Genomic DNA, 13,916 nt, shown 5'->3' with positions numbered 1-13,916 from the left:
GTCTCGCGGAAAGGTCGTTGGGTTGCCGGGCACCATGTCAGATCGGGCCCATGACCGAGCCGGACAGCGCGCGCCAGCCCAGCCCGATCGCCCCGCACAAGGCGAGCGTCGGGATCATCCCGAGCCTGAACCGGAACAGCGCGAGCATGGCAACCAAAGACACGAAGGCCGCGGCAGGATCGAGGCTGGCAGCCTCCGGCCAGGGCATGTCGAGCGGGCCGGCCCGGAGCGTTGCGACTTTCCCGAACAGGGTATGCAGCCCGAACCAGATCGCGAGATTGAGGATCACGCCGACGACCGCTGCGGTCACCGCACTCAGGGCACCGGAAAGGGCCCGGTTGCCGGCGAGGCGCTCGATATGGGGGGCGCCAAGGAAGATCCAGAGAAAGCAGGGCACAAAAGTGACCCAGGTCGTCAGCGTTGCTCCCATCACGCCTGCCATGAGCGGCGACAGCGTTCCGGGGTCGCGAAACGCTGCGAGAAAGCCGACATAGACGAGGACGAGGATCAACGGGCCCGGCGTCGTTTCCGCCAGCGCAAGCCCGTCCAGCATTTCGCCAGGCTTGAGCCATTGATAGGTCTCGACCGCCTGCTGTGCCACATAGGCCAGCACGGCATAGGCGCCGCCGAAGGTCACGACAGCCATGGTCGAGAAGAAGGTGGCGATCGGCGTGAAGACGGTCTTCCATCCCAGAATCAGGCCCAGCAGCAGGACCGGGGCAACCCAGAGCGCGCCGCAGAGGACGATCACCGTGAGGGCACGTTTCAGGCCGAGATCCGTCGCGGGTGCCCTCGCGGCGAGACCATCCACGATACCGCCATCGCTTTTGCCGCCATGGCCCTGCGCCATGAAGATGTCCGGGCGGAAGCGCGCGCCGAGCCAGCCCGCAAGCGCTGCTGCGGCGATAATGACCGGAAACGGCAAGCGGAAAGCAAAGATCGCCACGAAGGCAAGCACAGCGATCGCCAACATCACCCGATTTTTCAGAGCCCGCTTGCCGACCCGGATCACCGCCTCGATAACCACCGCCAGCACAGCGGCTTTCAGTCCGAAGAACAGCGCGCCGAGCCATGCAGTCTCCTGATAGAGCGCATAGGCCGTCGAAAGCGCAAGAATGACACAGAACCCGGGCAGGACGAACAGGGTTCCGGCGACGATGCCGCCACGCACGCCGTGCAGCAGCCAGCCGATATAAGTCGCCAGCTGCTGTGCCTCGGGCCCGGGCAACAACATGCAGTAGTTGAGTGCATGGAGAAAGCGGGCTTCCGAGATCCAACGCTTCTCCTCGACGAGCATGCGGTGCATCAGGGCGATCTGCCCGGCAGGGCCTCCGAAGCTCAACAGTCCGATCCTGATCCAGACAGCGAGTGCTTCATGGAACGTGGGGTGCCCTGCCGGCACCGGGTCAGAGGACGGATTGTTCATCGCTTCAGCCCTTCTTTGTCGGGTTTGACCAGTTATGGGTTTCCTCCACGCCATCCCTGCACCAGCGATAGAAGGCATCATAGAGCATCATCCCGGCCTCGAGTTGCCCGAGATCATCCTTGAACATGCGGGACAGGCCAAGCGATGCGGCAAGCAGGCCTTCCGCTTGCGGCGCCAGCGACGGCCGAGCGGTATCCGCTGCCCTTACAATCCGGGCGAGGTGAAGCAGCGCCGGGCTGTCGAGCCCGAACTCGCTGACCATCGTATCGAAGGTGCAGGTGTGATCCGGGGAGGTGATGTCGCCCCGGTGACTCCAGAAGACGTCGTCGATATCGAAGGGCATGGCACCGAACCGCTCGGCGACGGCGCGGAGCTCCGACGGCGCGACGAACAGGAACACCGCTTCAGGATCGATGAAGCGCCGGATCAGCCATGGGCAGGCGATGCGGTCGACCTTCGGCCGCGCCCGCGTTACCCAGATCGACCGGCCGCTGGCGTCACGGTTCGCGATCTTCGCCATGTCAACAAGCATTTCCCCGGCGTCGCGCCAGGCCTCGAACCCGCCTTCGAGCGATTGGGCATCGGCACCGGCATGGCGAAGCCAGGCTGCGGCACCCTGGCTGAGCTTCAGGCCCCGCTGGCAGGAAACCACGACCTTGCGGTCGCGAAACGCGCCGGCCCATGCCTCGACCAGACGATGGTCCCGCCGGAACGAGGCCGGGATCATGCGCGGATCAGCGGCGTGATCCTCGTCGATGCGGACATCGATCAGGATCGGCGCATGGGGCGTGCCCACGAGTCGGGCGAGTTGGGCGACAGAGATTTCGGTTGGAGACGGCATGCGTCCACCCCTTTGTTCGGGTTCATGGACGCGAATGTTGGGCCGGGGCCTCACGGGGCCTTCGCGGATCCGCCCCGTGTCATCCCGTCTAGGGAATGCGGCCCTGCCGGTCAAGTGACGTGTGGCCCTCATCCTTCGACGGGCTTCCACGGTACAGCACCCGGAGGCAGCAAGGGCGCGAGCCGGTCGATCAGCAACATCGCCATGCCGACCAGCACGATCGTCGCGATCCCGATGGCCGACGCTTCCGTTGTCTGCCCGGCTTCTTCCAGCCCGTACATGACGACACCAACGGTCCGGCTGCCGGCGCTCCAGAGCAGGGCGGAGACAGTCAGTTCCGTAAACGCCATCAGGAAAATCATCAGGATTCCGGCACCGACGGCCGGTATCAGGCTGGGCGCGACAAGATCGACCAGGCGTCGCCGGGCGCGGGCACCGCACAGCGCTCCGGCTTCCTCGATCGAGGCAGGCAGCATCGCCATTGAGGCCAGCGTCGGCTTCAGCGCCAGCGGCAGGAACCGGACCAGATAGGCGAGAAGGATGATCCACGGCGTCGCATAGAGGCTGAACCCGGCGAGCGGCAATGGCTTCAGGAAAACCAGGATCATCGCGATCGCCACCACGATGCCGGGCAGGGCATAGGGCAGGTCGGCAAGGAGCAGGAAGAAAGGGCGGAGCCGGCCGGCATAGCGATGGATCGCAAACGCCATGGGGATGGAGATGAGGCCGAGCAGCAATGCTGCGAGCCCGGCCAGCCGGAACGAGTTCAGGAAAGCCTCCCGGGTGGCCTGCTGGCGGAACAGGACCTCGGCATAGGCGTGCCCCGTGAGGGTTTGCGGCGTCAGGGGAACCCCGTAGCTGGGAACCAGCGAGGCGGCCAGCAACGAAAGGACAGGCAGGACCAGCGCGATCAGCAGCAGCGTCGACCCGAAGGCGAGCAGGACCGCTTTCGAGGCCGGGCTGGGCTGCCAGAAGGCCCGCAACGGCTGTTCCGCATCCGGTTGCATGGCGCCCCGGTTCTGGAACCGTCCGACCATCAGGAGGATCACGCCGGCGATCAGCATGGTCAGAAGCGCCAGTCCTGCAACGCCGGGCAGGACTGACGGGCCGAAGCTCGTGAGTTCGCGGTAGATCAGCGTCGGCAGGGTCAGGACGTTGACAGGCAGGCCGAGCAGCGCGGGAATTCCGAAATTGCCGAAAGCCGCCACGAAGGCCAGCAGGCCAGCCGCCAACCAATGGCCCGAGAGCAGGGGGAGGAGGATGTCCCGGAAGATGCCCCATGCCCGGGCGCCATCCATTTGGGCAGCCTCGACGAGTTGGTGCGGCACCTGGCGCATGCCGGCCAGCAGCGTCAGCATGACGATCGGGGCGTGGTGGAGGCCGAGCACCACCACGATCCCGCCGAGGCTGACCAGCGGATTGGCGCTGCCCGGCGGCGGCGCCAGACCAAGCGCCTGAAGCACGGGCGATGCAGGCCCCAGCAGGGTCTTGAAGGCCAATGCAACAACATGCGGGGCGATCAGCATCGACAGCGTGAACAGGAGCGCGAAGAGCCGCCGCCCGGGAAGCCTCGCCATACCGATCACCATGGCGGCCGTCCCGCCAACGAGAAGCGAGAGGATCATGGCGCCCCCGCTTGTCAGCAGGCTGTTCCGCACGGCGCGCATCGTGCCGGGGCGCGCCCATTCGTCGATCAGGGGTGTCAGACGCGGCGCGCCCTCGATGGAGAGGGCGACCCAAGCCAGCATGGCAAGGGGAAGGACCGTTACCAGCCCAACCCATCCGATGACCGGAATGAGCAGGCTGCGCCCCTCCTTCTCAAGGAAGGAGCGTCCGGTTGCCCGGCCCATTCCCGTCGTTTGGCCCATGCCACTTACTGGCCGAAGATATCGGCGAAGGTCTTGCGGATCCGGGTCTCCTCAGCCAGCGTCCGCGCCGGGTCGAACGGCATCAGACGGATGCCCTTGCGGTCGGGGAAGCCGGCCGGAACCGGCACATCGGGGTGGGCGGCCAGATAGCCTTGGCGGGCAGCAAGCATCTGCCCGTCACGGGAGAGGAGGAAATCAACGAACGCTTTTGCCGCTTTCTCGTTCTTCGTGTTCGCGAGGATGGCAACCGGTTCGCTGACGGCGGAAACCCCTTCCTTCGGGAAGACAAACTCTACCGGCGCGCCCTTGGCCTTCTCGCGGATCGGCATGAAATCGACGATCATCCCGACCAGCTTCTCGCCGCCGGCGACCTGACGAAGAACGTCGCCATTGGCGCCTCCGGCAAGGGCGTTGTTGGATTTCAACTGCTTGTAGAAATCCCAGCCGCCGGGGAGCGAACCGGTCAGGGTCGCGGCATGGATCAGCGCCGCACCGGAATTCAGCGGGCTCGGCATCACGAGCTGGCCGCGAAGTTCCGGCCGCAGCAGGTCCTGCCAGCTTTCGGGGCGGAAGGGAGCCTTGGTGTTGTAGATGATCCCGGTGGTGATCAGCTTGGTCGCGAACCAGAACTTCGCCGGGTCGTGGATACCGGCCGGATAGACCGAAACATCGGCCGACGGGTGGGCGAGCAGGCGCCCTTCGGCCTTCAGGCTTTCCATCGTGACGCTGTCCGCGATCAGAAGAAGGTCGGCTTGCGGCGCTCCCGCCTGGAATTCGGCCCGAAGCTTCGCCATCAGGCGAGGCGTTCCATCACGGACAAACGAGATCTCGACATCCGGATGCTTGGCCCGGAAAGCATCGATCGTCTGCTGCGCGTCCTGACTGGGTTGGCTGGTATAGAGCACGAGCTTCCCGTTTTGGGCGGCGGCGGGCGCGCCGGTCATGACCAGCGCGAGCAGGCAAAGGAAAAAGGTCCGGATGAGCATGGGTCTCTCCTGAAATTGAACTTTGTTCGGCCTGCCGCAGCATTGTCTCGGTTTGATGACAGTTGGCGCGTCCTGAGGCATCCCGCCAGAGCGCCCGCATCATTCGGCCTTCGTCCATGGCGTGGCTGGAATGATCGGCCATCGACCAGCCAAGATCAGGCTTCACTCATTCCAAGGAGCCTTTTCCTCATTCGGTTCCTTTGAAAGGATGATGAGAAGGGGATGCCGATGAGTCCGGTTGCCCAGGAGTGCATCGCTGACAACGATCTCGACCGGCTTGCTGCGCGTGACCAGCTCGACATGACAGCGCCCGGCATCGACAAGCGCGCCGCCGCGCGGTCCCGTTCGCTGTTCATGGGCCAAGCGCGAGGCTAGCCTGCATTTCGACACTGTTGCGGGCCTTCGTGACCGGAACGCCATGCGTCTCCTAGATGGCGCCTGGCAGGGTCAGGATGTCGCTGTCATCACCGACGATGAGGATCGACGCCGCGCCCCGGTCCCGGTCCATCGCCGCGTAATCTCTCACCATGCTTGCTGCCGCACGCCCCGTCTTGGCAGAGCCGTTGGGCAGGCGGCAAGGGCAGGCCGCCCCTGATCAGGGCCCGGGCGGGTAGGCCCCTTTGGCGATAACCGGCTGGTCGATCAGGTCGACCCCGAAAACAAGGAGACGGTGGGCATCGATCAGCATCACGCTGTAATTCGGGCCGCCCGCCTTCCACGCGCAATCGCGGGCGGCGGCATCGAACTGCATGTGATGATTGGCGCCACGCCCGGCATGGAAGGGCAGGCCACCCGGCAGCGTGCCGGAAATCGGCAGATGCACATGGCCGACCACGATCATCCGGACACCGCCGGGATGGGCCGAAAGGATCGCCATCAGCGGCGCCGGATCCTCCAGATTGATCTTCTCGAAATGGGTTACGCCGAGATCCGCCGGTGGATGATGCATGAAAACCGTCACCGGCGCGTCGGGGGCCTCCGCAAGGCGCGCTTCCAGCCAGGCTAGCCGGGCCGGGCAAAGGCGCCCGCCACTCCATCCCGCCTCGTTCGTGTCGAGGAAGACAAGGCGGCCAACCCCTTCAGGAAGGTCCATGATCGATTGGACAAAGCCGTTCGGATCAACCGGGTGATCGATGAACACATCGCGAAACGCCCGGCGGTCGTCATGGTTTCCAAGCAGAAGCCGCGCCGGCATAGGCAGCCTGGCAATCTCGTCCCGGAACAGGCGGAAAGCTTCCCGCTCGCCGCGATCCGTCAGGTCGCCGGTCACGACCACGAGGTCGGCATCGGCGTGGCAGAGCAGGATATCGTCGACGACCGCACGCAGCCTGGCGGCCGGGTCAAGCCCGTAGATCGTCTCGCCCGGGCGGACGAGATGGGTGTCGGTGATCTGGATGATCTTCATCGGCTCGGTCCTTGGAAAACGAAAGGCGGGCAGGCAATGCGGCGCATCGCCTGCCCGGGGAAGGGCTCAGGCGCCCTTCATCATGTCGCGCGTGGTCTTGACGATATCGGCGAGGCCCTGTTCCGGCGTCTTTTCGCCGCGCATGACCTGACCGACGATGTCACGCTGGGCACGCCAGATGCGCACGGTATTGCCGCCCGGATAGGCACCCCATGGGCCGGCACGGTCGATCTGCAGGATCGGCGTCTTGTAGTTCGGGTTCTTTTCATAGAACGGGCCGAGGAAGTCCGCGCCGGAGGCACGGGCATTGGTCGGCAGGTAGCCGGTCATCTCCACCACGATCTTCTGGGCTTCCGGGCCCGTCACGAACTTGATGAATTCCCAGGCAGCCTTCTGCTTGGCGGCATCCTGCGTCAGCATGACCACGGCATTGCCACCAGTCGGGATGTAGCCGTTCTTCGGGTCGTCCATCGGGAAGGTCGAGGTCTTCAGGTCGAACTTGTTGCCGACCAGCCCCGTCACCTGCGTCAGATGGGCCGGCGTCGAGAAGATGATGCCGATCTTGCCGGCACCGAACTGCTGGCGGCTCTGGTCCCAGTCGATCAGCTGCATCCCGCCCTCGGTCACAAAGCGGCGGAAGGTCTTCATGGCGTTCAGGCCTGCGGGGCCGTCAAAGGCGATATCGGTGCCCTCGGCATTGAGCAGGCGCCCGCCCGCCTGGCCGATCGCGGCCTCGAAGAGCCAGCTATCGGGCCAGCCATGGACATCATAGGCCATGCCATTGATGCCGTTGGCCGGATCGTTGATCTTCGCGGCAAGCTTGATGATGCCATCGAAGGTCTTGGGGAAGTTGTTCGGATCGCCGCCTGCCTTCTTCACGAGGTCGGCGTTGAAATAGACGATCGGGTTCGAGGCATTGAAGGCGATGCCATAGGTCTTCTTGTTGAAGACCGCGAGGGACATCAGGCTCTGCGGATAGTTGGTTTTGGCAAATTCGGCACCTTCGGCGGCGAGCATGCCATCAAGCACGGTGATCTGGCCGCGCGCGTCGAGGGTGCGGACCATTTCCGGCAGCAGGTGGAAGCCCGAATAGAAGATGTCCGGCAGTTGCCGCGTCAGGGCCGAGCGCAGGATCACCTGATGGCCATCATCATAGGTCGGCGACGGGGCCCGGAAGTTGATCTTGATGTTGGGGTTCTTCTTCATGAATTCGGCGGCAACCGGCTCATGGAAGCGCGCGAAGCTCGGAAAACAATAGAGCACGTCGAGCGTGATCTGCTGGGCATGCGCAGGCAGGATGGCGGCTGCGGAAAGGGCAGCGGCCAGCAGGCTTCGTTTGGTGAGGAACATGGAGACGCCTCCTGTTGGTGTCGGCTTCGGGTGCATTCGGGGAGACGGCTCCGTCCGGCGCACCCTGCCGGCCGGCGCCGGAAGGGCTACTTGATGCCGGTCATGGTGATGCCCTGCACGAAGCGGCGGCGTGCGAGCAGGAACACGAGGACCAGCGGGGCGGTGATGATCGTGGCCCCCGCCATGAGCACGCCATAGGAAGCGCCGGTCTCGGAATTGGCGAAGAACAGCATGCCCAGCGGCGGCGGGGCATAATCCATCCGCTGGATGACGATCATCGGCCAGTAGAGATCGTTCCAGTGGGCAACGATCGAGAAGATCGAAAAGGCAGCGATGGCTGGTAGAGCGCTCGGGACGACGATCCGCCAGAGGATCTCGAACTCGCCGAGGCCATCGACCCGCGCAGCCTGCAGGATCTCGTCCGGAAAGCCGCGGAAAGTCTGGCGGAACAGGAAGATGGCGAAAACCGAGAGGAAGAACGGCACCATCATCGCGAAATAGCTGTCCAGCAGCCCGAACTCGGCCAGCGCGAGATAAATGGGCAGGGCCGGCACCTGGATCGGGATGCAGAGCCCGCCGATCACCGCCGCGAAGAGCAGCCCCCGGCCCGGAAACCGCAGCTTCGCAAGGGCATAGGCAGCAGGAATGGCGACGATCAGCTGGATGATCAGGATCCCGCCGCAGATGATCACACCGTTGACCATGAAGCGGAGAAGAGGCGCCTGCTGAAGGGCCGCGCTGAAATTCTCGACAGCGTGGAAGCTGCGCGGGATCGGGTTCAGCCCGCCGGTCAGGATCTCGTCCGGCGCGCGGATCGCCGTCAGCAGCATCCAGATGAACGGCAGCAACATGAAGGCCGCGCCGACAAGCAGGACCGCGTGGGCACCTGCGAAGCGCAGGAGCCGCCCGGTCGGGAGGGGAAAGCGGGCGGCCTTCATCAGTAATGCACCCGGCGGTCGAGCTGGAAGGCCTGGAAGACCGAGAAGGCCAGCATGAAGGCGAGGAAGATGACCGTGAGGGCGGCGGAATAGCCGATCTTGAAATACTGGAACCCTTCCAGATAGATCGCGTAGAGCAGCACCTCCGAGCCGTCGCGGCCGCGCGTCAGCACGGCGACGGTGTCGAACACCTTGAATGCGGTGATCGAGGTGGTTACCGCAACGAACATCGTCGTGGGCGCGAGCTGGGGCCATGTGACGGTCAGGAAGCGGTCGATCGGCCCGCCGGCGCCGTCGATCTCGGCGGCGTCGTAGAGATCACGCGGGATCGCTGTCAGACCGGCCAGAAACAGGATCATGTTGAAGCCGATCAGGTTCCAGAGCCCGATCACCGCGAGTGTCGGAATCAGCAGCGACGGCTCAGAAATGAAGGCCATTTCGGGAAAACCTGCCGCTTTCAGCAGCCCATTGACCGGCCCCAGCTTCGGATGGAGCAGGAACTGCCATACGGCCGCCATGGCGATCAACGTGGCCGTGACGGGCAGGAAGTAGGCGACTTCGTAGAAAGCCCGCGAACGCGTCCGTCCGTGAACCAGCAGGGCCACGAGCAGGCCGAGGATGACCCCGCCGGGAAGGACGAGCGCCACATAAAGGAGGGTATTGCCCATGGCCCGCCGGAAAACCGGGTCGGACAGCGCTTTTTCGAAATTACCCAGCCCGAGCCACCGGATCTGCATGGCGCCGATTTCGTAGTCGGTCAGGCTGAGGATGAGGAGGCACAACAGCGGCGCGAGAATGATCGCCAGCAACAGCATTGTCGCCGGCACAACGAAGAGCGTTCCGGCCAGCCATTCCCGGACCGGTCGGGAACGCCGTGGCACCCGGCCGACAGCCGGCGCAAGGGCGAGGGTCGTCATGCCGCTGCCCCGATCCGGGCCGGAACGGTGCGGGTGGCCATCCGCAGGCCGGACGCGTCGAAAAGATGCGCCTTTTCCGGTGCAAACCCAATGCCATACGTCTCGCCAGGCTGAAACTGGCCTGTCTCATCCTGCGGGATCCGTACGATCAGTCCGGTCTGCCGGTCTTCGGCAAGGTCGAGATGCAGGAGGCGGTCTGCACCGTGATGCTCGCTGCGGCGAAGCGTGGCCATGGGCATGGCGCGGTCACAGGCTGCATGAAGCCGGATGTGCTCCGGGCGCAGGCCGAGCGAGACGGGGCCTGCCATGCCGTCAGGCACGACGAGCCCGGTCGGCAGGGTTCCGAGAATGACATGGCCCTGCGGATCGAGGCGGGCAGGCAGGACGTTGATGGCCGGCGAACCGATGAACCGGGCCACCGTCAATGAGGCCGGGCGCTCATAGAGATCAGCCGGGCTGCCGATTTGAGCCAGCCGGCCGCCATCGAGCATGGCGATGCGGGTAGACATCGTCATCGCTTCGATCTGGTCATGGGTCACGTAGATGAAGGTGGCGCCCAGGCGTCGATGCAGGTCGGTCAGCTCGTCGCGCATGTGGACGCGCAACTGCGCATCAAGATTGGAAAGTGGCTCGTCCATCAGGAACAGGCTCGGCTGGCGGACCATGGCGCGCGCCAGGGCCACGCGCTGGCGCTGGCCGCCGGAAAGCTGGCCGGGCTTGCGGGCCAGCAACGGTTCGATCTGCAGGGCTTCGGCCACCTTGCCGATTTCGCCGGAAATTGCGGCCTCGATCCGCTTCCGCCTTGGTGAGAGATGCCGGATGAGCGGCAGCCTTTCGAACAGCGAAAGCCGATCCACCATGAGCGGAAGCGCGATATTTTCTGCCGCGCTCATGTGGGGATAGAGCGCGTAGTTCTGAAAGACCATGGCGATGTTGCGCGCCCGCGGCGACAGCGCGTCCACGGTGCGGCCAGCGATGCGGACCTGCCCGGCATCCTGTCGTTCGAGCCCGGAAATGATGCGCAGCAGGGTCGATTTTCCGCAACCTGACGGGCCGACAAGCGAAAGGAATTCACCCGGCTGGACCGCAAGATCGATTTCGGAAAGCACGCCGGTTTTCCCGAATGCTTTCGAAATTTGTGCCAGTTCCAGGCTGTGTTCCACGCTCGGCCCTCCGCTCCGGCGGCTTAGGGCTTGGACTTGACGCTTGTGTGACGCAGCCGGCTCATCATCAGGCTTCGGACTATCAGGCGGCGGCCGATGCAGCCGTCCCGATCACCGGAATCTGCCGATTAAGCCGCTTGCCGGTGTTCAGGTCGAACAGATGGATGGCGTTTTCGGGAATCGTGATCGGGAGTTGGCCTTCCGCCTCGATCTGCGCGGCAGGCTGCAGGACTGTGAATTCCATGCCGCCCAGCCGGGTATGGAGGAGACGGCTTGACCCCATATCCTCCGTGAACTCGACTTCGAGTGCATGGGCGCCCTCGCTTCCCGGCCAGACGATCATGACATCCTCGGGCCGGATGCCGATCTCCACAGCCTGCCCGATCTCGACGATGAAGCGGGCCGGATCAAGGGCGATCTCCGTCCCGTCGGCCATGCGTGCGCGATCCTTCGCAATGATGGTCGCGGGCAAAAGGTTCATCGCCGGCGCTCCGAGGAAGGAAGCCACGAATCGTGTGGCGGGCTCGGCATAGAGCAGGCGGGGCGGCCCAGCCTGCTCGATCCGCCCCTGGTTCATCACGACGATCCTGTCGGCCAGAGACATGGCTTCGATCTGGTCATGGGTGACAAAGACCGAAGTCGCCTGCAGTCGCTGATGGAGGCGCCGGATTTCGAGCCGCATCTGCACGCGGAGCTTGGCATCGAGGTTCGACAGCGGCTCGTCGAACAGGAAGACTTTCGGCTCGCGGATCATCGCTCGCCCCATGGCCACGCGCTGACGCTGCCCGCCAGACAATTCGCTGGGCCGGCGGGCCAGAAACGCCTCCAGCCCGACAATCCGCGCGATCTCCGCGACGCGGCGCTCCCGCTCCGGCTTCGGCAGGCCCGCGACCTTGAGCGCATAGCCAATGTTTTCCCCAACCGTCATGTGCGGATAGAGCGCATAGTTCTGGAACACCATGGCGCAGCCGCGCTCACGGGGTTCCAGGGCGTTGACGACGCGGCCGGCAATGGCGATCTCGCCCCGGCTGATGCCTTCCAGCCCTGCGATCATCCGCAGCAAGGTAGATTTTCCGCACCCAGAAGGCCCGAGGATGACCAGGAATTCACCGTCCGCGATCTGCAGGTCGATGCCATGCAGGACGGCGGTCTTGCCGTAGGATTTCTCGACATTCCGGATCGCGATATCGGCCATGGAGAGCCTCCAGTTCGGGTTTACTTGTCAGTGGCGACGAGGCCGCGCACGAAGGCGCCCTGCATGAAAATGACAACGAGAAGCGGGGGCACCATCACGAGAAGCGTGGCGGCCATGGCCTCGTTCCAGACCGGCGGCTGCCCGAAAAGTGGGCCGGGCACGATCTTCTGCAATTGCATGGTCGCGGTGGCCATCCGGGCATCGGTGGTGATCAGCAAGGGCCAGAGATACTGGTTCCAGGCATAGACGAACATGATGGTTGCCAGCGCCGCCATGTTGTTGCGGGAGAGCGGGAGAAGATGCTCGCGGAAGAATCGCAGCGGTCCGGCGCCATCCATGCGGGCGGCCTCCACCAGCGTATCCGGGATCGTCAGAAAGAACTGGCGGTAGAGGAAGGTGCCCGTTGCCGTGGCGACCAGCGGCAGGATCAGGCCGGTATAGGTGTTCAGCAGGTTGATCGGAGCGATGCCAAGTTCGAACCCGAACAGCCAGACCAGCCAGCGCAGCGGCTCGGCCACATCGGCAGCAACGGCATAGGTCGGGACGATGCGCACTTCAAGCGGCAGCATGAGCGTGATGAAGATCGCCCAGAAGATCAGCATTCGCGCCCGATAGCGGAAGAAGACGATGGAGAAGGCGGTCAGGGCAGCAAGGGTGATCTTCCCGATCGTGACACCGGTAGCGACGATCAGCGAGTTGATCATCTTTGCGCCGAAATCAGACTTGTTCCACACCGTCGTGTAGTTCTGGACGAGATGTTCGCCCGGCCAGAGCGGCATGGGCACCCGGTTCACCGTCGGCAGGTCATGCGTCGAGGCGATGAAGACCACGTAGATCGGGAAGGCCGCGATCAGCAGCCCTGCGATCATGAGGACATGCGTCACCGCGTTCAGCAGAGGGGCGCGTTCGATCATGCCGGCATCACGCATAATGCACCCGTTTCTCGACATAGCGGAACTGGACGAAGGTCAGGCCGATCACGAGCAGCATCAGCACGATCGATTGCGCTGCTGCCATCGAGTAGTCGAGGCCCTTGAACCCGTCGGAATAGATCTTGAAGACCATCAGATCCGTGGCGCGGGCCGGCCCGCCGCCGGTGGTGATGTCAACAATGCCGAAGCTGTCGACGAAGCTTTCGGTGATGTTGATGACCAGCAGGAAGAACAGGGTTGGCGCAAGCAGCGGGATCTGGATGTCGCGCGCGCGGCGGAGGACGCCAGAGCCATCCATCGCCGCCGCCTCGACGAGGCTGCGCGGAATGCTCTGGAGCGCGGCGAGGAAGAAGATGAAATTATAGGCCATCATCTTCCAGGAATTGGCGATCACGATGAGGAGCATCGCATCCCAGCCCTTGAGAGCGGGGTTCCAGAGATTGGGAGCAAGCTGGTTGATGGCTGAAACGAACCCGGCATCCGGCGCAAAGATGAAGCGAAAGGCGAGCCCGACCGCAGGCGCGGCGATGGCATAGGGCCAGAAATAGACAAAGCGATAGGCCTTGTGCCCCGCAAGTTGCCTGTCGATCATCAGCGCGAGGAGCAGGGCCATGCCGATCGACAGGGCCGTCGAGAGGATCGCGAAGACGATAGAGACGCGGACCGAGTTCCAATACACGGCATCCGAAAAGATCTGCTCGAAATTCTGCCAGCCTACCCATTGGTTGGTTCCGCCAAATGGCGGCTGGGTCGAGAAGGCCCAATAGAGCGCCTGCATCGTCGGCCAGTAGAAGAACACGACAACCAGCAGGATCTGCGGAGCCACGAGGGCGCCGGCGAGCCAGAGATTGTCAAAGGTGGCGCGCCTGTCCATGCCGCTTCCCCGAAAAGAGAG

13 protein-coding genes are annotated in these 13,916 nt (G+C 64.1%); 1 reads left to right on the top strand and 12 read right to left on the bottom strand.

The window, feature by feature from the left end; translation table 11 throughout:
* Nucleotides 1-37: 37 nt before the first annotated feature.
* The 4 genes from chrA to P0652_RS15530 all read right to left on the bottom strand — a co-directional run bounded on the left by chrA (nucleotide 38) and on the right by P0652_RS15530 (nucleotide 5,115).
* Nucleotides 38-1,426, bottom strand: a complete 1,389-nt coding sequence (gene chrA / locus P0652_RS15545; RefSeq protein ID WP_284179773.1) for a chromate efflux transporter — start codon at nucleotides 1,424-1,426, stop codon at nucleotides 38-40.
* Between the two features lie 4 nt (nucleotides 1,427-1,430).
* Nucleotides 1,431-2,267: a chromate resistance protein ChrB domain-containing protein gene (locus tag P0652_RS15540; RefSeq protein ID WP_284179772.1), complete on the bottom strand. Its 837-nt coding sequence runs from the start codon at nucleotides 2,265-2,267 to the stop codon at nucleotides 1,431-1,433.
* A gap of 128 nt (nucleotides 2,268-2,395) precedes the next feature.
* The gene (locus tag P0652_RS15535; protein ID WP_284179770.1) at nucleotides 2,396-4,135 is read right to left on the bottom strand and encodes an ABC transporter permease; all 1,740 of its coding nucleotides are present in this window, start codon (nucleotides 4,133-4,135) and stop codon (nucleotides 2,396-2,398) included.
* Between the two features lie 5 nt (nucleotides 4,136-4,140).
* The gene (locus P0652_RS15530; protein WP_502947539.1) at nucleotides 4,141-5,115 is read right to left on the bottom strand and encodes an ABC transporter substrate-binding protein; all 975 of its coding nucleotides are present in this window, start codon (nucleotides 5,113-5,115) and stop codon (nucleotides 4,141-4,143) included.
* A 234-nt stretch (nucleotides 5,116-5,349) separates the two neighbouring features.
* On the opposite strand from P0652_RS15530, the gene P0652_RS15525 reads away from it, so the two are divergent.
* Nucleotides 5,350-5,496: a hypothetical protein gene (locus P0652_RS15525; protein ID WP_284179768.1), complete on the top strand. Its 147-nt coding sequence runs from the start codon at nucleotides 5,350-5,352 to the stop codon at nucleotides 5,494-5,496.
* Nucleotides 5,497-5,716: 220 nt separating this feature from the next.
* On the opposite strand, the gene P0652_RS15520 is transcribed toward P0652_RS15525, so the two are convergent.
* The 8 genes from P0652_RS15520 to P0652_RS15485 form a co-directional block, all read right to left on the bottom strand.
* Nucleotides 5,717-6,526, bottom strand: a complete 810-nt coding sequence (locus P0652_RS15520) for a phosphodiesterase (RefSeq protein WP_284179767.1) — start codon at nucleotides 6,524-6,526, stop codon at nucleotides 5,717-5,719.
* A gap of 66 nt (nucleotides 6,527-6,592) precedes the next feature.
* Nucleotides 6,593-7,876 (bottom strand): ABC transporter substrate-binding protein, encoded by a 1,284-nt coding sequence (locus P0652_RS15515; protein WP_284179766.1) that lies wholly within the window; start codon nucleotides 7,874-7,876, stop codon nucleotides 6,593-6,595.
* Between the two features lie 86 nt (nucleotides 7,877-7,962).
* Nucleotides 7,963-8,814, bottom strand: coding sequence for a carbohydrate ABC transporter permease (locus P0652_RS15510; protein WP_284179765.1), 852 nt, complete (start codon nucleotides 8,812-8,814; stop codon nucleotides 7,963-7,965).
* Nucleotides 8,814-9,731: a carbohydrate ABC transporter permease gene (locus P0652_RS15505; RefSeq protein ID WP_284179764.1), complete on the bottom strand. Its 918-nt coding sequence runs from the start codon at nucleotides 9,729-9,731 to the stop codon at nucleotides 8,814-8,816. Before P0652_RS15505 ends, P0652_RS15510 begins: the two co-directional genes overlap by 1 nt.
* Nucleotides 9,728-10,840 (bottom strand): ABC transporter ATP-binding protein, encoded by a 1,113-nt coding sequence (locus P0652_RS15500; RefSeq protein ID WP_284179763.1) that lies wholly within the window; start codon nucleotides 10,838-10,840, stop codon nucleotides 9,728-9,730. Before P0652_RS15500 ends, P0652_RS15505 begins: the two co-directional genes overlap by 4 nt.
* A gap of 136 nt (nucleotides 10,841-10,976) precedes the next feature.
* Nucleotides 10,977-12,089, bottom strand: a complete 1,113-nt coding sequence (locus P0652_RS15495) for an ABC transporter ATP-binding protein (RefSeq protein ID WP_284179762.1) — start codon at nucleotides 12,087-12,089, stop codon at nucleotides 10,977-10,979.
* Between the two features lie 20 nt (nucleotides 12,090-12,109).
* Entirely contained in the window at nucleotides 12,110-13,003 is an 894-nt protein-coding gene (locus P0652_RS15490) for an ABC transporter permease subunit (RefSeq protein WP_284179761.1), read from the bottom strand.
* 7 nt (nucleotides 13,004-13,010) lie between these two features.
* Entirely contained in the window at nucleotides 13,011-13,895 is an 885-nt protein-coding gene (locus P0652_RS15485) for a carbohydrate ABC transporter permease (RefSeq protein WP_284179760.1), read from the bottom strand.
* Between the last annotated feature and the right edge of the window lie 21 nt (nucleotides 13,896-13,916).

Source organism: Rhabdaerophilum sp. SD176, assembly GCF_030143245.1.
In the GTDB taxonomy this organism is placed as follows: Bacteria; Pseudomonadota; Alphaproteobacteria; order Rhizobiales; family Beijerinckiaceae; genus Rhabdaerophilum.
The sequence above is the reverse complement of the archived record's forward strand: the minus strand, read 5'-3'. Positions and strand labels throughout refer to the sequence as shown.

Bases quoted from the DNA above. Each gene is read 5' to 3' on its own strand.
- P0652_RS15515 (WP_284179766.1), bottom strand. From the start codon at position 7,876: ATGTTCCTCACCAAACGAAGCCTGCTGGCCGCTGCCCTTTCCGCAGCC.
- P0652_RS15485 (WP_284179760.1), bottom strand. From the start codon at position 13,895: ATGGACAGGCGCGCCACCTTTGACAATCTCTGGCTCGCCGGCGCCCTC.
- P0652_RS15495 (WP_284179762.1), bottom strand. From the start codon at position 12,089: ATGGCCGATATCGCGATCCGGAATGTCGAGAAATCCTACGGCAAGACC.
- P0652_RS15525 (WP_284179768.1), top strand. From the start codon at position 5,350: ATGAGTCCGGTTGCCCAGGAGTGCATCGCTGACAACGATCTCGACCGG.
- P0652_RS15520 (WP_284179767.1), bottom strand. From the start codon at position 6,526: ATGAAGATCATCCAGATCACCGACACCCATCTCGTCCGCCCGGGCGAG.
- P0652_RS15535 (WP_284179770.1), bottom strand. From the start codon at position 4,135: ATGGGCCAAACGACGGGAATGGGCCGGGCAACCGGACGCTCCTTCCTT.
- P0652_RS15505 (WP_284179764.1), bottom strand. From the start codon at position 9,731: ATGACGACCCTCGCCCTTGCGCCGGCTGTCGGCCGGGTGCCACGGCGT.
- P0652_RS15490 (WP_284179761.1), bottom strand. From the start codon at position 13,003: ATGATCGAACGCGCCCCTCTGCTGAACGCGGTGACGCATGTCCTCATG.
- chrA (WP_284179773.1), bottom strand. From the start codon at position 1,426: ATGAACAATCCGTCCTCTGACCCGGTGCCGGCAGGGCACCCCACGTTC.
- P0652_RS15540 (WP_284179772.1), bottom strand. From the start codon at position 2,267: ATGCCGTCTCCAACCGAAATCTCTGTCGCCCAACTCGCCCGACTCGTG.
- P0652_RS15510 (WP_284179765.1), bottom strand. From the start codon at position 8,814: ATGAAGGCCGCCCGCTTTCCCCTCCCGACCGGGCGGCTCCTGCGCTTC.